Genomic DNA, 20829 nt, shown 5'->3' on the forward strand with positions numbered 1-20829 from the left:
GGACCGATCGCCGAGGTGTGCGGTAGGACTCGGCTCGTCGCGACCGGAGCAGTCGGCTGGCGTGGGCCGCATCCCCCGGCGACGTTCACATCGCATACGATCCCCGGATGGCTGAGATCCTGGTGGAGCGGCACGGCAGGGTTGCTGTTGTCACGGTGCACGATCCGGAGCGACGTAACGCGTTGACCAGGGATCTGTCGGCCGGGCTCGCCGGCGCGGTGGCCGATGCGGAGAACGATCGCGACGTTCATGCGCTGGTCGTCACCGGGACGCCGCCCGCGTTCTGCGCCGGGGCCGATCTCACACTGCTGGGCGCGGCGCGCGAAGAGGGGCTGCGGGCGGTCTACGCGGGATTCCTCGCAGTGGCGAATTGCGCGTTGCCGACGATCGCGGCGGTCGGTGGTGCGGCGGTGGGTGCGGGATTCAATCTGGCGCTGGCCGCCGATATCCGTATCGCCGGTCCCCGCGCCCGATTCGACGCCCGCTTCCTGCAACTCGGATTGCATCCGGGCGGGGGCATGACCTGGATGATCCAGCGAGCCCTGGGCCCGCAGCGCGCCGCCGCCATGACCCTGTTCGGCGAGATCCTCGACGCCGAGAACGCCCTGGCCGCCGGACTGGCACACCGAGTCGTCCTCGGCGACCACGACACCCTCGTCGCCGAGGCCGTCGCCTACGCCCAACCCGCCGCCGACGCCCCACGCGACCTGCTCATCGCCACCAAACGCACCCTCCGCGCCACCCGCGAACTCCCCGCTCACGCCGACGCCGTCGACACCGAGATCGTGCCCCAGTTGGAATCACTCGACTCCCCGGAGTTCGCCGCACGTCTCGCCGCAATGCAGTCACGAATCACCCACTCGCCCAAGTGAACTGCGGGGCTCAGCCACTGCTCCGAACCACATGGTGATCGCCGCCCCGAGGCAAACCACATGATCGCCGATCCAAATTCGTTTCGCTGACGAATAACCACTGTTGTGCGTCATCAGCCCCGAAACGACCCCAGGGAACCCGACAACAGTGACGAATACCGTGATCCAGGAACAGGAGACGCTTTCCGAGCCGGAGACGGGTGAGCGCTCGACGCTCGCGCCTCGACGGATTCGCACGGTGCTGACCGGGCTGATGCTGGGGATCTTCCTGGCCGCGCTGGATCAGAACATCGTGAGCGTCGCGATCGTGCGAATCGCGAACAGTCTGCACGGATTCGACGAACAGGCCTGGGCGACAACGGCCTATCTGATCACCGCGACGATCACCACGCCGCTGTACGGCAAGCTGGCCGACATCTACGGCCGCAAACCGCTGTACCTGGCGTCCATCGCGCTGTTCGTGATCGGTTCGGTGGCCTGCACATTCGCGACCTCGATGTACGAGCTGGCCGCCTTCCGGGCGTTCCAGGGACTGGGCGCGGGCGGATTGATGGCGTTGGCGTTCACCATCCTGTCCGATATCGTGCCGCCACGCGAAATCGTCCGGTACCAGGGCGGATTCATGGTGGTGTTCGGCGGCGCGACCGTCCTGGGGCCGGTGCTCGGCGGATTCCTGTCCGATTACGATCGCCTGCTCGGCCTGGACGGCTGGCGATGGGTGTTCCTGGTCAACGTGCCCATCGGAGTGATCGCATTCGCCGTGGTGGCCAAGGTGCTCGACGTTCCGCACGCCCGGCAGGACCATCGCATCGACTGGTTCGGCACGCTGACGCTCACCGCCTGCGTCGTTCCGCTGCTCATCGTCGCCGAACAGGGCCGCGCATGGGGCTGGGATTCGCACCGCGCGCTGCTGTGCTACGGCATCGGGGCCGCGGGATTCGTGCTGTACCTGCTCGCCGAACTGATGATGAAGGATGCGGCGCTGATTCCGCTGCGCATGTTCCGCAGCTCGACGTTCAGCGTCTCCATTCTCGGCGGCACGATCGTGGGCATCGCGATGTTCGGCGTCATCGTCCTGGTTCCGCTGTATTTCCAGGTGGTGCGCGGATATTCGCCGACCCGGGCCGGACTGTTGATGCTGCCGCTGGTCGTGGGAATCATGGTGGGCTCGCAACTGGCCGGGGTGATCACGAAGTACACCGGGCGATACAAGATCCTGCCGGTCGTGGGCAGTGTCGCGTTCGCGGCGGGCGCGGCGCTGTTCGGCCGGGTCGAGTACGACAGCCCGCTGTGGCAACCGCTGCTGTACTGCGGGATCATCGGATTCGGCCTCGGCGGTTGCATGCAGACGCTGATCATCGCCGCGCAGAACGCCTGTCGTCCGCAGGACCGTGGAACATCCACGGCAACAGCCACATTCGTGCGGCAAATGGGCGGAACACTCGGCATCGCGGTCTTCCTGACGATCCTGTTCAACCTCATTCCCGGGCGTATCGAGGCAGCCTTCGGCGGGCGGCTTCCGGCCGAACTCGCCTCGGGCAAACTCGCCGCGCTGCAAAGTGATACCAGCGGCATCACCGCCCTGCCCGAGCAGATACGCATCCCGATCCTGATCGGCTACACGCACGCGATGCGCGAGGTGTTCCTGATCGCCGCGGTCGTGGCGGTACTGGCCGCCGTGGTCCTGCTGTTCATGAAAGAGATTCCGCTACAGGACGATCCGCACTCCGAACCCGCGACCACGATTCCGGACGACGCCGCCGAACTCCTGGAGACCCCGCAGCCGCCGTCCACCGCGCAGCAGGACCGGTACCGGAGCGTGGACGCCCTGCTCGCCCGCGCCGACGCCGAGGCCGACTACTGCGTCGTCGGCCATATCCGCCACGACGGCGGCCAACCGGTCCCCCGCGCCACGCTGACGTTGATCGACCCGCGCGGTCGGCAGGTCTCCCGCACGACCGGCGATGCGGACGGCGGCTATCTCATCGCCGCACCCGAGCCGGGAAGTTACGTGCTGATCGTATCGTCCTCGGGGCATCAGCCGACCGCCTCGGGCATCGTGATCGGCTGGACGCCACAGCAATTCGACGTCGTACTGTACGGCGCGGGTGAAGTCTCCGGCGCGGTGCGCATGGCCGGGAGCGGCACACCCGTGCCGCACACCATCGTCACCCTGACCGACGAGGACGGCGAGGTGGTGGGTTCGGCGGTCAGCGCCGCGGACGGCGGCTACGTCTGTCACGGCGTCGTACCGGGCACCTACACGCTGGTGGCCCTCGCCGACCACATGCGCCCCGGCGCGGCGACGCTGACCGTGCCCGAGAGTCGGATCCTGAACCACGACATCGTCCTGGCTCCCCGCGCGGTACTCGCCGGATCCGTTGTCGCGCAGGATGATCGGCCGGTACCCGATGCCCAGGTAGCGGTCCTGGACGCCACCGGCGGCGTCACCGCCACCGTCCGCACCGACGACAACGGCCACTACCTCGTCCCCGATCTCGCCGACGGCCAGTACACCGTGGTCACCCGCGGCTACCCGCCGGTCTCCAGCCGCATCACCGTCGCCGGAGGCGAGGCCACCCACCACGTCCGCGTCGGCTACTGGACAGAGGACTGAGCGAGATCCTCTCCCCTGCCGGATCCGGAACACCTGCGCGCCATGCTCAGCGAGGAGGTACGCGGCCGTCGGCGAGATCCCGGCCCGACCCGAGTGCGGCCTCCGGCACTGCACCAGGCAATTCGCCGAAACCGCCACCGCCGAGCGTGATCACTGATGACATGATCACACTCGGCGCTACCCGGAGGTTGCCATGTTGTCACTACAAGAAATTTCCGATCGGCTGGAAATCCAGGATCTGATGGTGCGGTATTCCCACGCGGTGGATACCCGGCAATGGGATCTGCTGGACGAGGTGTTCACCCGGGACGCCTATATCGACTACAGCGCGATGGGCGGGTCCGCGGGAGATCTGCTGTCCACCAAGGAGTTCCTGGCGACCATGCTGCCGAATTTCCTGGCGTTCCAGCATTTGATCAGCAACTCCTCGATCAGCGTCGACGGGGATACCGCGACCGGGCGCACGCTGTGCCACAACCCGATGCTGGTCGCCGATGCCGACGGTAAGCAGAGCCTGATGCTGTGCGGGCTGTGGTATCTGGACACCTTCGTCCGGATCGACGGGCAGTGGCGGATCCGGCGGCGCGAGGAGGAGAAGGGATACATGTTCGTCGCGCCGTCGGCCTGATAGCACCCGCCTCGGGATGCCCAGGTCGTCTCCGGGCTCATCGTTAGAAACCTGTTACTGTTCCGCGGTGGGCTCAGATTCATCCCTCGCGCTCGGAGCTGTCGCGTGATCGACGATTTTCTACAGCATTGGCCGCTGTACTGCTCGATACCCATCGTCGCCGCGCTCATCGGCTGGACCACCAAACTGGTCGCGGTGGAGATGCTCTTCCGGCCACTGGAATTCATCGGTATCCGGCCGTGGTTCGGCTGGCAGGGCGTGGTTCCCAAGGCCGCGCCGCGGATGGCGACCGTCGCGGTGGATCTGATGTTCACCCGGCTCATCGACCCCAGGGAACTGCTGAGCCGCATCGACGTCACCGAACTCACGACCACCCTGCGCGAACCCCTGGACGAGGCCATCGCGCACATGGTGCACGAGCTGATGATGCGCTACGAACCGCGGATCTGGGTGACCATGCCGGAGTTCGCGCGCACCGCGATGATCGCGCGCGTGCAGCGTGACGCGCCCGCCCTGATCGACGACATCGCGAACGACTTGCGCGTCAACCTCGAACACGTGATGGATCTGCGCGCCATCGCGATCGATACGCTCGTCAACGACAAGGCGCTGCTGGTGAAGCTGGTACGCGACATCGGCACCAACGAACTGCGGTTCATCGTGCGTTCGGGACTGCTGTTCGGCACGGTGCTGGGTTTCGTGCAGATGATCACCTGGGCGTTCACCCATTCGCCGATGCTGATGCCACTGTTCGGCGGTATCACCGGACTCAGTACGGATTGGCTTGCGCTGCAAATGATCTTCCGTCCGGTGAATCGCCGGTGGATTCTGGGCATAGTGCCTTGGCAGGGCCTGTTCCACAAACGCCGCGAAGAGGTCTGCAACGATTACGGGAATCTGATCGCCACCGAGATCCTCACTCCCGCAAGGATGCTCGAAGCCATCCTGGACGGCGAACGTGCCGATCGTCTCGCCGCCATCCTGTCCCGGCGGATGAGCGAATTCATCGACGCCCAGTCTGCTCCGGCCCGGCCACTGGTCACCCTGGTCGCCGGTGACACCATCGCCGCCCTCAAACGCGATATGGTCCCCGAGATGCTCACCTACATCCGCGGCGCCGCAGCCGGATTCGAGGAGCAGGCCATGCGCACGCTGGACCTTCGCAACCTCGTCGTCGAGAAGACCCGCAACCTCACCGATCTCGAATACGAGGGTCTGCTGCGCCCGGCCTTCAAGCAGGACGAGTGGAAGCTGGTGGCTATCGGCGGCATCCTCGGTTTCCTCGTCGGAGAACTCCAGGTTCATCTCCTGCTCAGCTGATCGTCCCGCCATTATGACAGCGGATTCCGCTGAACTGCACTACATTTCAAGCAACGGCGGCCCTGTGTCCGATGGGGGACACAGGGCACCGTGCGGCCCCTTCCGTAGCAGGAGCGCGTGTCTCGCCGATCAGACGCCCAGGCCGGCTTTCAGGGTTGGCCAGGACTTCGGGAGGGCTTCCTTCCAGTACGGCCAGGAGTGGGTGCCTATCGCGTTCCATACGACCTGCGGTTGTATGCCGGACAGTTTCATCGCTGCCAGGATGGAGACGGTGCAATCGTGGGCGGCCTGTTCGATCGCGATCGATTCGGTCAGGGTGGCCGGATAGGTGAAGCTGGGGTCGAAGTTGGCGTCGGCGGGGCCGGCCACGCCGGTGCCGGTGTAGACGAAGACGGGCTTGCCGCGCAGTTGGTCCAGATGCGCACTGGGGTCGTGCGCTTTCCACTGCGGGTCGGTCGCGGGGCCCCACATGTTGTCCGGATTTCCGCCGTCGGAGATGACCACGGGGCGCACCGACAATTGCCCGGCGTTACTCGAATACAGACAGCCGCTGAAGGTGGCCAATGCCCGGTACAGGGACGGATTGCGAACGGTCAATGTCGCGGCGGCCTGCGCGCCCATCGAGACACCGCCGATCGCGTTGACGCCGTTGCCCTTCAGCAGTCCGTTCACCAGCGGAGGCAACTCGACGGTGAGGAAGGTCTCCCACTTGTTGTGGCCCAGTTTGGGATCGTCCTTCTCCCAGTCGGTGTAGAAGCTGCCGGGTCCGCCGACCGGCATCACCACGTTGACGGGCTTGTCCGCGAAAAACTGCACGGCGCCGCCGCGCATGGCCCAGGTGCTCTGTCCCTCGGTGTCGGACGCACCGTTCCCGTCCAGCAGATACAGGGTGGGACGGGTCGATCCCTGATCGGCGGGCAGCAGCACATCGAGCTGGACGATCCGCCGCATCGCCGGAGATTGGACGTAGATCTCCTCGCGCTGCGCGGAGATCTGCGTGATGTGGTCGACAGTGGCTTGCGCGTTCGCGATCGATGGCGAGGCGCACAACGGTGTAACCACTGCCGCCACCAGGGCAACGACATATGCCAAAGGCCGACTTCTGCGAGCCGATCCGGCCGCCGGAACAATCTTCACGCCAGGCATCGTAGAGAGCGCGACGCCCGAGCGACTCGTTTTCGGTGAACCGGCGTGCCGCGAAAACCGCACGCGCGAGGGCGGTCCGGCGCCAACGGCCGGAAGTACGGGGAACGGGCCCGGAAACATCAGGTGAGTGCCTGATATTTCCGGGCCCGCGTTTCGGGACCACCGACGAATCGGTCAGGAGGAGATCGGCTTGGTCAGGTCGTAGACCGTAGTGCCGCCCACCGTCGTCGAGCTGTAGTGCTGTTTCACCCAGGTGCTGATCTGGGATGCCACTCCGTTGTCGTTGCCGCCGGGGCCACCGTGGTTGCCGCTGTCGATGTAGTAGTGGATGTCACCGTCGGCGACGTACTTCTCGAACTGCGCCAGGGTCGGGGAATTGTCGCTGCCGGTGAAGCCGCCGATGGCCATCACCGAAGCACCGGTTGACAATTCGAGGCTGCCTGCCGACATGGCACCGTTCGTTGCCGCGGCCCAGCGGTAGTTGCTGCTGCCCTTCAGCAGGTTCTGCAGAGCGGTGTTGTTGCTCGTGTCCGCGCCGGGCCCCTGGAAGTTCTGCGTGGACTTGTCCGAATTCGTTCCGGTGGAAGCCCCGGGCGGCGTGGTGTTCGAACCCGTTGTGCCCGGGCTCTTGTGCGACCCACCGCCGCCGAACCCGCCCATCCCCTGGCCGGAGTTGGGGCCGGAGGTCGGGACGGAACCGGTGTGCGAGGTCGCCACGGTGTCGATGGTGTAGGCCGCCGAACCCGCGACGCCGAACAGCAGGCCCGCCGCCGCGACGATCACCGTGAACCGGCCCAGGGCGTGAGCGCCCACGATGAGCACCGCCGCGGTCAGGATCGAACCCACCAGCACGATCCAGCGCAGCGCCGGATACCAGTCGGGGGTGCGATCGAGCAGGACGTAGTTCCAGATTCCGGTGGCGGCCAGCATCGCGCCGAGCACCACGCGCGCCGAGAGATTGTTTCTGCCGCGCCACAATTCGACCACCGACACGCCCACCACCGCGGCGACCGCCGGAGCCAGCGCGATCATGTAGTACGGGTGGATCGTGCCCTTCATGAAGCTGAACACGATGCCGGTCACCAGAAGCCAACCGCCCCAGAGGATCAGGCCCGCACGGGCCCGTCCGGTACGCGGGGTGCGCCGGGTGAACCACAGGCCCGCGATCAATCCGATCAGCGCGGCGGGCAGCAGCCAGGAGATCTCGGTGCCGAAGGAGTCGCCGAACAGCCGGGTGATGCCGGTGCTACCGCCGAACCCCGTGCCGCCCGGGCCGCCACCCCCACCGCCACTGGCGTTGCCCTCGCCGCCGAACACCCGGCCGAGGCCGTTGTAGCCCAGGGCCAGCTGCCACAGACTGTTGTTCGTGGAACCGCCGATGTACGGCCGAGAATCGCTGGGCCACAGGGAAACCAGGGCCACATACCAGCCGCAGGAGATCACCACCGCCACGAGCGCGCCCAGCAGCTTCCAAATCCGCTTCCAGAAGGAGATCGGCGCGGCCACCAGGAAGACCAGGGCCAACGCGGGCAGCACGAGGAACGCCTGAAGCAGTTTGTCCAGGAAGCCGAAGCCGATCGCGACCCCTGCCAGCGCCAGCCATCGACCGCTGCCGTTCTCGGTGGCCCGCACCGTGCAGTAGGCCGCCACGACGAGCAGGAACACCAGCAGCGCGTCCGGGTTGTTGAACCGGAACATCAACGCGGCCACCGGAGTCAGCGCCAGCGCGCCACCGGCGAGCAGACCCGCCGCCGGTCCGCTCCAACGCCGCACCGCGGCGTACAGCAGAGCCACCGAGGCAACGCCCATCAGCGCCTCGGGCAGCAGCATCGAGAACGAGCTGAAGCCCAGCAGACGGCCCGACAGGGCCATCACCCAGATGGACGCGGGCGGCTTGTCGACGGTGATCGAGTTGCCCGGATCGAGCGAGCCGAACAGCAGCGCCTTCCAGCTCTTCGTGCCGGATTGCACTGCGGCGGCGTAGAAGTCGTTGGCCATGCCGTTGCGGGTCAGGCCCCAGAAGTACAGGAACGCGGCCGCGACCAGCAGGCCCCACAGGCTCGGGCGGGCCCAGCGCGGTTGATCGGGTGGTCCGTAGACCCAGCGACGCCACGGTGGTCGTCTGCGGGGCTCGACGGGCTCAGCGGGTGCGGCCCGGCGGACGGGCGCTTCGGTGATGGTCATCGGTTGGTCCTCTCATCGGTCCCTACCATGTTCGAATTCGGTGATGGGCCGGATATTGGTTCGCCCTGTGCACATCCTGTGAACCCTCCAGCCCGTCGCGGGCGCCGCCGGCGCATCGAAAGCACATCCTCTGACCTGCCGATTCGTAAAATTCCGGGCCGGTGGGCTATGGTTTCTACTCGCCGCGGAAACGCGGAATGCGGATGTAGCGCAGCTGGTAGCGCATCACCTTGCCAAGGTGAGGGTCGCGGGTTCGAATCCCGTCATCCGCTCAGTATTTTTTTCCGGGCCTAGCTGAAGTCGCCATTCGATGCCGAACTCTATCGACACCCTCTGACATGAAGCCGCACCCGTTCCAGATCTTGGAACGGGTGCGGCTTTCAGCCAACCCTCTCGATCAGCTGCTGGCCGTCAGGTCGTAGACCGTGACGCCGTCGATGGTCTGCGCGGTGAAATTGGCCTTGACCCAGGCGGCGATTTCCGCGGAGACCTGGCTGCCGCTGTCGGAGGAACCTCCGCCCATGCCGCGCATGACGGACGCGTCGATGTAGTAGTGGATCTTGTGTTGTGCCACATAGGTTTCGAACTGTTGCAGCGTCGGCGAGGGGTCGGTGCCGTTGTAGCCGCCGATGGCCATCACCGGAGAGTCGACGGCCAGCTGATATCCGGCGGCGTTGTCCGAGCCGATGGTGGCCGCGACCCAGGTGTAGCTGCTGGAGTTGTTCTTCAGGGCCGCAACGATATCGGCACCGGGGTCGACACTGCCGAACATACCGCCGCCATGCTTGCCGCCGGGCATTCCGGCTTGGGCATTACCGGCCGCGGTTCCCGTTCCGGCAGTATTCGAACCCGGTCCGGCAGTCGAATTGCCCTGTCCACCATCGGCATTCGCGCCGCCATTCCAATTGCCACCGCCGGGTCCGCCGCGGCCGCCGCCCGGGAAGCCCGAGCCGCTCGGCCCCGCGGACGGCATGGCCCCGCTCTGCGTAGTGGACACCGTCGCAAGGGAATACGCGGCGGGTGCGGCCAGGCCGGTGGTCACCGCCAGCAGCATCGCCACCGTCGCGACGGCCTTGGGCAACCGGTCGACCACCAGCAGCAGCACGGCCGCGAGCACCGCGGCAACCACGATGACCGGAGCCAGCCACGGCAGCCAGTCCGAGTTCCGCCGCAACAGCACCCAGGCCAGCACGGCGGTGACGACCAGCATGCCCGCCAGCACGATGCGAGAGCGAATATCGTTGCGGCTGCGCCACATCAGTGCCGCGCCGATTCCGACAGCGCCGGCGATCGCGGGTGCGAGAGCCACGGTGTAGTACGGGTGCAGAATTCCGTTCGCGAAACTGAACACGAGACCGGTGACCACCAGCCAGCCCAGCCACACCAGCAGCGCCGCGCGAGTGCGGTCGGTGCGCGGAGCCCGTCGCAGCACCCACAGCCCGGCCAGGCCCAGGATCACCGCCGCCGGGATCAGCCAGGCGATCTGACCGCCCATCTGATCGCCGAACAGCCGATTCCAGCCGACGTCGAAGTTGGTATTTCCCAGTCCGCCGGTCTCATCGCCGGTCAGGCGGCCGACACCGTTGTAGCCCAGGGCCAGCTCGAGCACACTGTTGTTCTGCGAACCGCCGATGTACGGCCGCGAGCTGGCCGGCCACAGCGCCACCAGGGCCAGATACCATCCCGCGGAGACCACCACGGCCAGTGCCGCGGCGCCCGCCTGCAGCAGCCGTCGAGGCCAAGAGCGGCGCGACGCAAGCAGATACACCACGAGCAGCGCGGGCAGCACCAGGAACGCCTGCATCATCTTGGCCAGGAAGTCGAAGCCGATGAACACGCCCGCCAGCGGCAACCACCACGCGGCGGCATTCTTCTCGACCGCCCGCAGCGTGCAGTAGGCCGCCGCGGTCAGCAGCAGCACCAGCAGCGCGTCCGGGTTGTCGTAACGGAACATCACGACGGCCACGGGGGTCAGCGCCAGCACGGCCCCGGCCAGGATCCCGGCCCAGTGGCCGCCGACCCGCCGCACCGCGGCATACAGCACCGCGACCGCCGCGACACCCTCGAGCGCCTGGGGCATGAGCAAACTCCACGCATTGAAGCCGAACAGCCGTGCGGAAATGTCCATCACCCAGAGCGAACCCGGCGTCTTGTCCACGGTGATCGAGTTCGCGGCGTCACTGGATCCGAACAGCATCGCCTTCCAGCTCGACGACCCGGCCTGCACGGCCGCGGCATAGAACTGGTTGGCCCAGCCGGTCGCACCCAGATCCCACAGATACAACACCGCGGTCGCGACCAGCAGGGCCGCCAGACTCAGGCGCCGGATCCGCTGCGGACGCCGGGATTCGGCGGGCAGCGGCTCCGGCGGGGCGGCTACAGGTTCCAGCAATGTCGAGGTCACGCTCCAATTCTCCGGATCATTCGTGGTTCCTCACTAAGTCGTCGCTGTGCATCGCCTGTGAGATGGGCCGAAGGTTGTACCGCCCATCACTACCGCTGCCCGACGTGACGAAGACCTCCGGGTGCGCTGCGAGCTGGCGGGCAACTCCACCCGGAGGCCTTACCTCCCGCACGATACGAGTTCTGCGCTCAGGCCGTGCGATCAGCCGAGTCGACTTGCGCCGAGGGCAACCGGACGGTGAATTCGGTGCGGCCGGGCACGCTGTCCACGGTGATCTCACCGCCGTGCGCCTTCACCACGGCGGCCACGATCGCCAGCCCGAGCCCGGTACTGCCCGCATGACGCGACCGCGAGGAGTCGCCGCGGGCGAACCGCTGGAAAACCTCCGGTTGCAGCGCGGCCGGGATGCCGGGCCCGTCGTCCCGCACGGTCCACACCACCGAACCGTCGGCATCGATATCGAGCGCGGCGATGACGGCGGTGCCCGGCGGCGTGTGCACGCGGGCATTGGTGAGCAGATTCGCCAGGACCTGATGCAGTCGTGCGCCATCGCCGACGACCATCGCCGGACGATCCGGCAACCGAAGATCCCAGCGGTGATCCGGACCCGCGATATGGGCGTCACTGACCGCGTCGACGGTCAGCGGCGTCAGATCCACGGTCTGGCGTTCGAGCGGGCGGCCCGAATCCAGCCGGGCCAGCAGCAGCAGATCCTCCACCAGTCCGGACATGCGATGCGCGGCGGCATCCACCCGACCCATGGCGTCCGCGACGATCGGCGGCACCTCGTCCCGATTCCGTTGCGCCAGTTCGGTATAGCCGCGGATCGCGGCCAGCGGGGTGCGCAACTCGTGACTCGCGTCGGCGACGAACTGCCGCACCCGGGTCTCGCTGTCGTGCCTAGCCGAGAGCGCCCCGGCGATATGGTCCAGCATCCGGTTCACCGCCGCGCCGAGCTTGCCGACCTCGGTGCCCGGATCGGAGTCCGAGGCCGGAACACGCACGGGCAGTTCGACTTCCCCGCGATCCAGCGGCAGCCGCGCCACCCGGGCCGCGGTGGACGCGACCCGATCCAGCGGTGCGAGGGCACGACGAATCACCCAGACGCCCACCGTGATCGCGACGGCCAGCGCGACGATCGTGACGATCACCGAAACGAGCAGTCCCCGAACGAGTGTCGCGTTCACCGAGGCCATCGGCAGGCCGGTGATGACGGTGGTGTGCTTGTAGGTCTGCTCCGCCACGACCCGGTAACTGCCGATACCGTCCAGATCGACGGTGACGGGCTTACCGTCGGTCGCGATATCGGTCAGCTGACTCTTCGCGACATCGGACAGCGCCGCCTCACCACCGTCGGAGCCGATTTTGCCTGCGGCCGTTACCTTTCCGTCGGTGATGACAGCACCGATCGAGTCGGGCTGGACACCGCCGCGGTTCAGGAAGTCCGGACCCGGTCCGGACGACTTGGACTCGGGCGGAGGATGCGCGGGCATACCATCGGGAAGCGGGCCGACGTCGGGACCGCCGCCGGAATCGAATACGGCGTGCTTCTCGCTCTCGACCAGCTGCGTATCCAGCTGATGAACCAGGAACTGCTGCAACGCGATCTCCGTCGCGGTGCCGATGCCGACGACCACCAGGACCAGCAGCAGCACCTGCCCCACCAGCAGCCGCAGTCGCAGCGACCAACGTCGGGGGGACCAGCGACCGGGCCGGCGGTAGCGGCCCTGTTCGTCGGAGGATTCCTGCGCGGCACCGGCTCGGGGACGACGCCGGAACAGACCGGACCGATCGGAATCGGCTGTGTCCCTTGCGAACTTGCGCGCGTCAGGTCCGGACGACCGCCGCCGCAACGGCACCGCGGCCGCGCCGGTCACCGGGGGCTCAGGTAGCAGGTTTGAGGACATAGCCCGCGCCCCGGAGCGTGTGGATCATCGGCTCGCGTCCGTTGTCGATCTTCTTACGCAGATAGGAGACGTAGAGCTCGACGATATTGGAGGTGCCGCCGAAGTCGTAGTTCCAGACCCGGTCCAGGATCTGCGCCTTGCTCAGCACGCGTTTGGGATTGCGCATGAAGAACCGCAGCAATTCGAATTCGGTGGAGGTCAGGGTGATCGGGTCGCCGCCGCGAGTCACCTCGTGGCTGTCCTCGTCCAGGACGAGATCGCCGACGACGATCTGAGCGCCGCTGTCGTGCAACGTGATTCCGGTGCGCCGCAATAGTGCGCGCAGCCGCAGCACGACCTCCTCGATGCTGAACGGCTTGGTGACGTAGTCGTCGCCGCCCGCGGTGAGCCCGGCGATGCGGTCCTCGACCGAATCCTTGGCGGTCAGCAGGAGAACCGGCAGGTGAGCGATTTCCGCACGCAGCTTGCCCAGAACCTCGAGCCCGGTCATATCGGGCAGCATGACGTCCAGGACGACCACGTCGGGACGGGTCTCGCGGGCACGGGCGATAGCGGTGCGGCCGTCGCCGGCGCTGTGCACCTCCCAGCCCTCGAACCGCAGCGCCATCGACAACATCTCCGCCAGCATCGGCTCGTCGTCGACGACCAGCACGGTTACGGGACTGCCGTCGGCACGGCGCATCACGGGGCGTTCGGTCGGGGAATTGGCACTGGTCATTGCGGTCACCTCATCATGGTCGCGCCCGTTTGTCGGTGCGGGCTTTGTCTCGGCTGTGCGCTACCTGTGAAACGCCCACCTTGGAAAACAGTCCTGACCAGCGCGCACATATCCAACGCTGACTCCGCGTACAGCCCGCACACAGCTTCGCCGCACACGGTGGAGCGAACACCGACGACCCTGTCGGGCCCTCGTACCCAAGGAGTACCTCCATCATGACCGCTCCCGAGCAGCCCCAGCGCCCTGAGCAGCCCGAACACGCCGAACCGACCTGGGGCGCGCCGCAGACCACCCCGTCGACGTGGAACACCCGCAAGACCATCGCCACGGTCGGCATCGCCGCGGCCATCGCCGCCGTCGGCGGCGGGGTCATCTACGCCGCCTCGGGCAATTCATCGGAGCACGGCGGGCGCGGCGGTCCGGGCGGCGGCCCCGGCTGGAGCATGAACGGCCCCGGCGGCCAGGGCGGAGCGAATGCCGCCGGTCCGGGCGGAGCCAACGGCGGCGCGATCGGCGCGCCGACTCTGCACGGTCAGTTCGTCATCTCCGACGGCAACGGCGGATACACCACCGAACTCACCCAGACCGGAACTGTCACAGCGATTTCCGCTGATTCGATCACCGCCAAGAGCACCGACGACTACAGCCACACCTATACCATCAACACCTCGACGCAGTCCGAATCCGGCCTGAAAGTCGGTGACACGGTGAGCATTCGGGCCACCGACGCCAATGGAACGGCCACGGCAACGGTCATCACCGAGCCCAGCGCCAACCAGAACGGCAACGGCCTGAGCCGCCGCAACAGCCGCATGTCCATGCATCCCGGCGGCGCGGACGACGACACCAGCGGTGATCCCAACCAGATGCCCAGCATGCCCGGGCAATTCGGCCCCGGCGGGATGGGCCCGGGTCCGGGAACGCAACTGGACGCGCAAGCTCCGACGACCAACTGATCGCACGGAAACCGCTCCGACCGGAACGATCCACAATCCAGTCATGAGGACCGGCCGGGCTCAGCAGAACCATCACCGGGCGGCTGCACGGGGATCGCCGGCTCGAGGCATCAACCCCGCGTCCCTCGCGGTTCGAGTAACCTCACCCATCCCGAGGCAGCGATCAGGCTGGGTGACGGTGCACGAATTCGTCGACCTCCCCGGCCGTGGGCGGATCCGCACCGCGGCGGGTGCAAGTCAGGGCGGCGGTCACGGCCGCTTCGGCCAGGAGTTGTTCCAGGTCGGATAGTTCCATGGCGCGCAACGCTTTTCGACGATCGGCGCCGAGTAGGTCGCGGCGGAGCAGACCGGCGAGCAGGCCGGTGGAGAAGGCGTCGCCCGCGCCGACCGTGTCGACCACCTCGACCGACATACCGGGGTGGTGAGTCGGGGTGCGATCCTCGGCGGTGGCGGCGAGGGCGCCGTCACCGCCGAGGGTGACGACGACCAACGCCGGGCCCCGGCATGCCCAGTCCGTGAGGACGTCGCGCGGTGCACGTCCCGGGTAGAGCCAGGCCAGATCCTCCGAACTGACCTTGACCACATCGGCCAGCGGCAACACGGTTTCGACCCTGGCCCGCGCCTGTTCGTGAATCATCAACTGCGGCCGCATATTCGGGTCGTAGGAGATCGTCGACGCGGGCCGGGCGCGTTTGATCAGGCGGAGCAGGGCATCGGCGCCGGGCTGCTGGGTCATCGCCAGCGAGCCGGTGTGCAGGGCGATTACGTCACCGTCGAGTGCGTCGGCGAGTTCGGCATCGGTCCACTGCCAGTCCGCGGTGCCCTCGATCCGGAAGTCGTACTGCGCCACGCCGTTCGCGTCCAGGTCCACGATGGCCAGTGAGGTCGGTTCCTTAGCTTGGATCGTGTGGTCGAGGCTCAAACCGTTGTGCCGCAGGTGGTTCCGTACCCGGTTCCCCATCGCGCCCGCGCCGATGCGCGCGAGCATCCGCACCGGGGCCCCCAGCCGGACCAGCCCCACCGCGACATTGGTCGGGCTGCCGCCGGGCATCGCCGCGAAGTGCCCCGGCACGTCGGCGGGTACGAGGTCGACCAGCGCTTCCCCGGCCACGGCGATGATGCGCACAGGCCCCGCGGCGGATTCGCCGTTCAGCACCGACACCGCCCACCTCCTCACCGGTCACGATCGCCGCATCATGAAAAGACAACGTTGTCAGAACCATAGATGGTGACCTGCCATCCGTCCAGGGAATCCGGATATCATCTGCGGGTTCTCACCTCGACATGCTAGAAATGAGCCGATGTCAGCGTTGTCGGATCCGCGCGCACCGGACCATCCCCCCGGTGCACCACGACGCGCCGCCACCATGCGCGAGGTCGCCGCGCTCGCGGGCGTGAGCATCAAGACCGTGTCGCGGGTGGTGCGCGGGGAGGCGGGAGTGTCCCCCGAGCTGACCACGCGAGTCACCGAGGCCGCCGCGATGCTCGACTACCGGCACAATCTCGCGGCCAGCACGCTGCGCGGACACGGTCAGAAGACCGCCGCGATCGGCTTGGTGCTGATGGACGTCGCCAATCCGTTCGCCGCCGCCCTGCACCGGGCGGTGGAGGATTTCGCCCACGGCCGTGGCACATTGGTGTTCGCCGTCTCGAGCGACGAGGATCCGGACCGTCAGCGCGAGGTGCTGGAAGCCCTGCTGTCCCGCCGCGTCGACGGCCTCATCGTGATGCCGGTCGGCGCCGATCACAGCATCCTGCTGCGCGAGCATACGCGCGGCACCCCAGTGGTTTTCGTCGACCGCGCACCCGAATCCGCCGAATTCGACAGCGTCACGGCCGACAATCGCGAGGGCGCGATTCGCGCCGTGGAACACCTTGCCGCACAAGGTCATAGCCGCATCGCCTACCTCGGCGACCTGCACACGATCCAGACCGCCGCACACCGCTACGCCGGATACGTCGAAGGTCTGGCCCGATCCGGAATCACCTTGGACCCCAACCTGATCCACACCGACCTGCACTCCCCGGAAGCCGCCACCGCCGCGGCCGAAGCCCTGCTCACCCGCCCCGATCGTCCCACCGCGGTCTTCAGCGCCCAGAACCTGATCACCACCGCCCTCCTGCGCACCATCGGAAAGTACGACCCGAAGCACGCCATCGCCATCATAGGTTTCGACGACCTCCCCCTCGCCGACCTCATCACCCCACCCCTCACCACCATCGCCCAGGACCCCACCCGCATCGGCCGCACCGCCGCCGAACTCCTTTTCACCCGCCTCGACGGCGACACGTCCCCACCTCGCCACCGAGTCATCCCCACCCGCCTGATCCCCCGCGGCTCCGGAGAAATCCCGGGCAGCACGACCACCAGCGTGAAGACACCGGCCGACCGCCCAGCGGCGTCACAACATCACCGGCGATAAGCGCCCGAGGTCACCCCGGCCTGATGCCGGTGCCGAACACCGCGGAAACACGAGTGCGTGCGGCCGCAGCGCCTGGAAAACGACCCGACCCCGCCGCCCGATCTGCGGTTATCATGACCGGCATGGGTGTCCCATACGCCGCGCCACCGAACCTTCCGACGCATATGACCTGGGAAGAACTCGAACTCCTCCCCGAGGAGATCGCAGGTCAGATCGAATTGTGGAACGGCCGCGTCGTATGGGCACGACGCGGGCCCGCGGAACATCAGGATTGCACCGTCGAATTCCGAAATGCACTCCGGCGTTGCGCCCGCGCGGACACGGCTGAGAGGCCGGACAGGTGCTGGCGGGTGAGCGTAGAGACCAACGTATTCCTCGGCGACACCGGCAAATCCGACTTTCTGACGCCCGACTTTCTGGTCTACGGCTGCCTCGCGGAAAGGTACCAGGATATTCGCGCCTCGGACGTCCACTTGGTCGGTGAAGTGCTTTCGCCGTCGAATACGCCACGGGATATCGAGACGAAGAAGATGCGCTATGCTGCCGCAGGTATCCCCTGGTACTGGGAGGTCCTACTCGGACGCGACCCGCATCCCACCACTATCGTCCGGGCATACGGGCTCGAAAGCGGCCCCGCGCAGCTCCCCTCCGGAGTGACATCATTACGACCGGCCAACTACATTATCGCGGGCGAGTGGCGGTCCGGTATCTCGGCGGCCGAGGACGGCATGGATTGCGATGTATTCGACCCGGCCGGAATCACTTTCGATTTCCCGTTCCCCATTCGGATCCCCTGGTCGGAACTGGAATACTGATACCGGGTCGGAAAGTCGCAGCGGCTTCGGTTGTCGCGGGATCAGTGGTTCGTCTCGGCGCTGGTGATCGGGCGGGTGGCTGGGCGCATGATGTCGACTCGACCGTCAGCGGGGGAAAACCGAGGCCGCAACACGTTGGAATTGGTTGTTCGCGTTGAGGTTTCAGCGTCAGCTGGCCGCGCTGAGATCTCGTCCGACACTCGCGGCGGTGTCCCTGAGCAGCGGGATGACGGTAGCCATATCCAGGCCGGAGACGCGGGCCTGCGGTCCGCAGATGGACAGGGCGGCGCGGGTGGGGGCGTCGGGAATGGCCACCGCGAAGCAGCGGACGCCGGCCTCCTGCTCACCGTCGTCCACGGCATAGCCGTGCTCGCGGACGCGGTCGATCTCCTCGCGGATCACGGCCGGATCGGTGATGGTGTGAATAGTGCGGGGGCTCATCGTGATTCGCGACAGAATGCGATCGACCTCGGCGGGCGGCAGGGTGGCCAGCACGGCCTTGCCCACGGCGGTGCAGTGCAGGTCCACGCGCTGACCGACCTCGGTGAACATCCGCATGGCGTGCGGGGAGGGCACCTGCGCGACGTAGACGACCTGATCTCCGTCCAGCACAGCCATATTGGAGGTCTCTCCGGTCAGATCCCGCAGCCGGGTCAGATGCGTGCGGGCTGATGCGCCCAGTGCCCGGCTGGCCGTCTCACCGAGACGAATCAGCCTGGGCCCCAAGGAGTATCGCCGCGATGGCTGCTGCCGGATGTACCCGCCCGAGATGAGCGTGCGCAACAGCCGGTGAATGGTCGGCTGCGGCAGCCCGGAAACCTCCGCGAGCTGGGACAGCGTCGCCTCCCCACCGGCGTCGGCCACCAGCTCCAGCAGTTCGAAGGCCCGATCGACGGACTGCACACCGCCGCCGGCCCTCGTCTGCGCCTCGCTCACAGCGCCGCACCTCCCAGATCGATGTTTCCACCATCCTCGCAGTCTCGAAGGCGCTCCGCAGCGCCGAGGACACCGCTCAGCAGAAGCCGGGGATACCGTGCCAAGCGTTGCCGGGGTCGGGCGCGTCGTCGCGTTCGACGGTGGCCTCGATCAGGCCGTACGGGCGGTCCGCCGCGATGAACACCTCCCCCGGATTCGCCACGCCGAAGCGATCCAGATCGTAGAGAAAGTGGTGTTTGTTCGGTGCCGAGAAGCGGATCTCGGCGACGTCCGGATGCTGTTCGAGTACCGCGCGGCCCATGCTGTACAGGGTCTGTTGCAGGGCGTAGGAGTGCACAACCGCGAACTGCCGCAACAGGATCGAGCGAATCGAGTGGAAACTCCCGTCCCAATCGATCGCGTCGGCGGTGTCGTAGCGCCAGCGAGCGACCAGGGATGTCGCCATGATCCGGTCGGTGGTCGGTTCCAGGGTCGTGTACTCGTCCTGGAAGAAACCGTGGAATTCCGAACCGGTCGATTTCAGCACCACGAGATCCTTGATCCCGGACACCACATGCGCCCGCCGATCCGGCCCGACGCCATCGATATTGACCACCGTCGTGCGAACACCACCGCCGGTCCGCACGAAGGAATGCTCGTGTGGGACCCCGTCGACCGGAATGCGATCCCAGGAGTACTCGTCGATCTCGATGCGCGCACCGTCCGCGCCCGGACAGCGGTCGATGAAATGGTCGCCGAGGGTCAGCGCGAAATCCTCGATCGCCGCGACGCCCTTCTCCTTGGCGAAGGCGAATACCGTGTTCTTCTGCGAATCGGTGGGCAGCACGTCGCGCTGATCACCGGTGACGTGCGCGTCCTCGAACCTGCCGCGCAGCGCGGTGGAGACGTTGAGGTCGCGGATCCGATGGCGGTCGGTGTCCCGGAAGACGCGCACGAGACGGTTCGCGGCCTTGCCGTACTGATTGGGCCCGAGCCGGATGGCCATGGGTCAGCTCCCTCGATAGGTGGATATGGCGAACGGGGACAACAACAGCGGAACATGGTGATGCTGTTGCGGATCGGTGACGGTGAAGGTGATCGTCACCTCGGGGAAGAAGTGGTCGCGATCGCCGTAGTAGGCGGCCGTGTCGAAGGTGAGCCGATGATCCCCGGCCGCGACCCGCTCGGGGCCCAGGGCGGTGCAGCGGCCGTCCGCGTCGGTGCGGCCCGAACCCAGCTCGCGCCAGCCCTCGGGCGTACGCACTTCGAGCCGGACGGGGACATCGCGCGCGGGACGCCCCTCGGCGGTGTCGAGCACATGGGTGGTGATGGCGCTACGGGTCATCGAATTACCATCCGTTCCAGCCGCTTTCGCGCGATCGCGGCGAGTTCTCTTCTCGTGACCAGGATTTCGGCATCGGGATCGTTGTCCAGGCGCGCGGTGAGATCGGCGAGCAGCTCCGGTCCGGAGCGACCGGCGGCACACACCAGGTAGATGAGCCCGAATCTGGCTTCGTAGGCGAGATTTCCCGCGCGCAGCCGGTCGCGCAACGCCGCGTCGGCGGGGTCGACGCCGGACTGCTCCCCCGCGGATTGCGAGCCGGGTACGGTGGCCGCACCGATGCGAGGGTGATCGGCCAGTGCGGCGCGCACCTGCTCCGGACGCAGTGCGAGCACCTCGCGTTCGGCCAGGGAAAGCAGGGCCGCGCGATCGGCGTAGGGCCGTGCGGCCGCGATCGCGTCGATCCACTCCGCCAGCCCGACCACCTCGCCGAGCGCGGCCCGCCAATCATCCTCGGACAGCTGTCTGAGCTGCGTCATCGTCACGGGTTGCCGCATCCGCCACACCTCCGAGTCCCATTGTTCCGGCGGGCCCGAGCCCCGAGGCCGAACTACCGAATCGTGCTACGAAAAGTGTTGACCA

The 20829-nt window shown here is 67.0% G+C and carries 17 protein-coding genes and 1 tRNA gene; 8 read left to right on the forward strand and 10 right to left on the reverse strand.

Annotated features, from left to right (window positions below; all coding sequences use genetic code 11):
• Positions 1-107: 107 nt before the first annotated feature.
• The 4 genes from NM2_RS38270 to NM2_RS38285 all read left to right on the forward strand — a co-directional run bounded on the left by NM2_RS38270 (position 108) and on the right by NM2_RS38285 (position 5437).
• Complete coding sequence (locus tag NM2_RS38270) at positions 108-872, forward strand: enoyl-CoA hydratase (protein WP_067679936.1); 765 nt, start codon at positions 108-110, stop codon at positions 870-872.
• A 148-nt stretch (positions 873-1020) separates the two neighbouring features.
• Complete coding sequence (locus NM2_RS38275) at positions 1021-3489, forward strand: MFS transporter (RefSeq protein WP_067679939.1); 2469 nt, start codon at positions 1021-1023, stop codon at positions 3487-3489.
• A 193-nt stretch (positions 3490-3682) separates the two neighbouring features.
• Entirely contained in the window at positions 3683-4117 is a 435-nt protein-coding gene (locus NM2_RS38280; RefSeq protein ID WP_067679942.1) for a nuclear transport factor 2 family protein, read from the forward strand.
• 105 nt (positions 4118-4222) lie between these two features.
• Positions 4223-5437: a DUF445 family protein gene (locus NM2_RS38285; protein ID WP_067679945.1), complete on the forward strand. Its 1215-nt coding sequence runs from the start codon at positions 4223-4225 to the stop codon at positions 5435-5437.
• A 129-nt stretch (positions 5438-5566) separates the two neighbouring features.
• Here NM2_RS38285 and NM2_RS38290 read toward each other — a convergent pair whose 3' ends face one another.
• Together NM2_RS38290 and NM2_RS38295 are read right to left on the reverse strand one after the other, a co-directional pair.
• Positions 5567-6574 (reverse strand): alpha/beta hydrolase, encoded by a 1008-nt coding sequence (locus NM2_RS38290; RefSeq protein ID WP_245718417.1) that lies wholly within the window; start codon positions 6572-6574, stop codon positions 5567-5569.
• 183 nt (positions 6575-6757) lie between these two features.
• Positions 6758-8767, reverse strand: coding sequence for an ArnT family glycosyltransferase (locus tag NM2_RS38295; protein WP_067679951.1), 2010 nt, complete (start codon positions 8765-8767; stop codon positions 6758-6760).
• A gap of 199 nt (positions 8768-8966) precedes the next feature.
• Here NM2_RS38295 and NM2_RS38300 point away from each other — a divergent pair.
• A tRNA-Gly gene (locus NM2_RS38300) sits at positions 8967-9039 on the forward strand.
• Positions 9040-9164: 125 nt separating this feature from the next.
• Here the strand turns inward: NM2_RS38300 and NM2_RS38305 are convergent.
• From NM2_RS38305 to NM2_RS38315, 3 genes are all read right to left on the reverse strand, one after another.
• On the reverse strand, positions 9165-11171 hold the full coding sequence (locus tag NM2_RS38305; protein ID WP_084531994.1) for a glycosyltransferase family 39 protein: 2007 nt from the start codon (positions 11169-11171) through the stop codon (positions 9165-9167).
• Positions 11172-11359: 188 nt separating this feature from the next.
• Positions 11360-13078, reverse strand: coding sequence for a sensor histidine kinase (locus NM2_RS38310; protein ID WP_084531995.1), 1719 nt, complete (start codon positions 13076-13078; stop codon positions 11360-11362).
• Complete coding sequence (locus NM2_RS38315; protein ID WP_169816319.1) at positions 13056-13760, reverse strand: response regulator transcription factor; 705 nt, start codon at positions 13758-13760, stop codon at positions 13056-13058. The genes NM2_RS38310 and NM2_RS38315 overlap by 23 nt, the downstream gene beginning before the upstream one ends.
• A 251-nt stretch (positions 13761-14011) precedes the next feature.
• On the opposite strand from NM2_RS38315, the gene NM2_RS38320 reads away from it, so the two are divergent.
• Complete coding sequence (locus NM2_RS38320) at positions 14012-14752, forward strand: DUF5666 domain-containing protein (RefSeq protein WP_067679957.1); 741 nt, start codon at positions 14012-14014, stop codon at positions 14750-14752.
• A 163-nt stretch (positions 14753-14915) separates the two neighbouring features.
• Here NM2_RS38320 and NM2_RS38325 read toward each other — a convergent pair whose 3' ends face one another.
• The gene (locus tag NM2_RS38325; RefSeq protein WP_218026079.1) at positions 14916-15914 is read right to left on the reverse strand and encodes a carbohydrate kinase family protein; all 999 of its coding nucleotides are present in this window, start codon (positions 15912-15914) and stop codon (positions 14916-14918) included.
• 139 nt (positions 15915-16053) lie between these two features.
• Here NM2_RS38325 and NM2_RS38330 point away from each other — a divergent pair, with 139 nt between their 5' ends.
• Positions 16054-17175: a LacI family DNA-binding transcriptional regulator gene (locus NM2_RS38330; RefSeq protein WP_067679960.1), complete on the forward strand. Its 1122-nt coding sequence runs from the start codon at positions 16054-16056 to the stop codon at positions 17173-17175.
• Between the two features lie 164 nt (positions 17176-17339).
• Complete coding sequence (locus NM2_RS38335; RefSeq protein WP_157121649.1) at positions 17340-17990, forward strand: Uma2 family endonuclease; 651 nt, start codon at positions 17340-17342, stop codon at positions 17988-17990.
• 168 nt (positions 17991-18158) lie between these two features.
• Here the strand turns inward: NM2_RS38335 and NM2_RS38340 are convergent, their stop codons facing one another.
• From NM2_RS38340 to uraD, 4 genes are all read right to left on the reverse strand, one after another.
• Positions 18159-18926 carry an IclR family transcriptional regulator gene (locus tag NM2_RS38340; RefSeq protein ID WP_067679963.1) on the reverse strand — a complete coding sequence of 256 codons (768 nt, stop codon included), beginning with the start codon at positions 18924-18926 and terminating at the stop codon, positions 18159-18161.
• Positions 18927-19002: 76 nt separating this feature from the next.
• Positions 19003-19911, reverse strand: coding sequence for a factor-independent urate hydroxylase (gene pucL / locus NM2_RS38345; RefSeq protein ID WP_067679966.1), 909 nt, complete (start codon positions 19909-19911; stop codon positions 19003-19005).
• 3 nt (positions 19912-19914) lie between these two features.
• Positions 19915-20250 carry a hydroxyisourate hydrolase gene (gene uraH / locus NM2_RS38350; protein ID WP_067679969.1) on the reverse strand — a complete coding sequence of 112 codons (336 nt, stop codon included), beginning with the start codon at positions 20248-20250 and terminating at the stop codon, positions 19915-19917.
• Entirely contained in the window at positions 20247-20744 is a 498-nt protein-coding gene (gene uraD, locus NM2_RS38355) for a 2-oxo-4-hydroxy-4-carboxy-5-ureidoimidazoline decarboxylase (RefSeq protein WP_067679972.1), read from the reverse strand. Before uraD ends, uraH begins: the two co-directional genes overlap by 4 nt.
• Positions 20745-20829: the final 85 nt, after the last annotated feature.

It is taken from the genome of Nocardia miyunensis NBRC 108239 (genome assembly GCF_001613065.1).
Taxonomy (GTDB): domain Bacteria; phylum Actinomycetota; class Actinomycetes; order Mycobacteriales; family Mycobacteriaceae; genus Nocardia; species Nocardia miyunensis.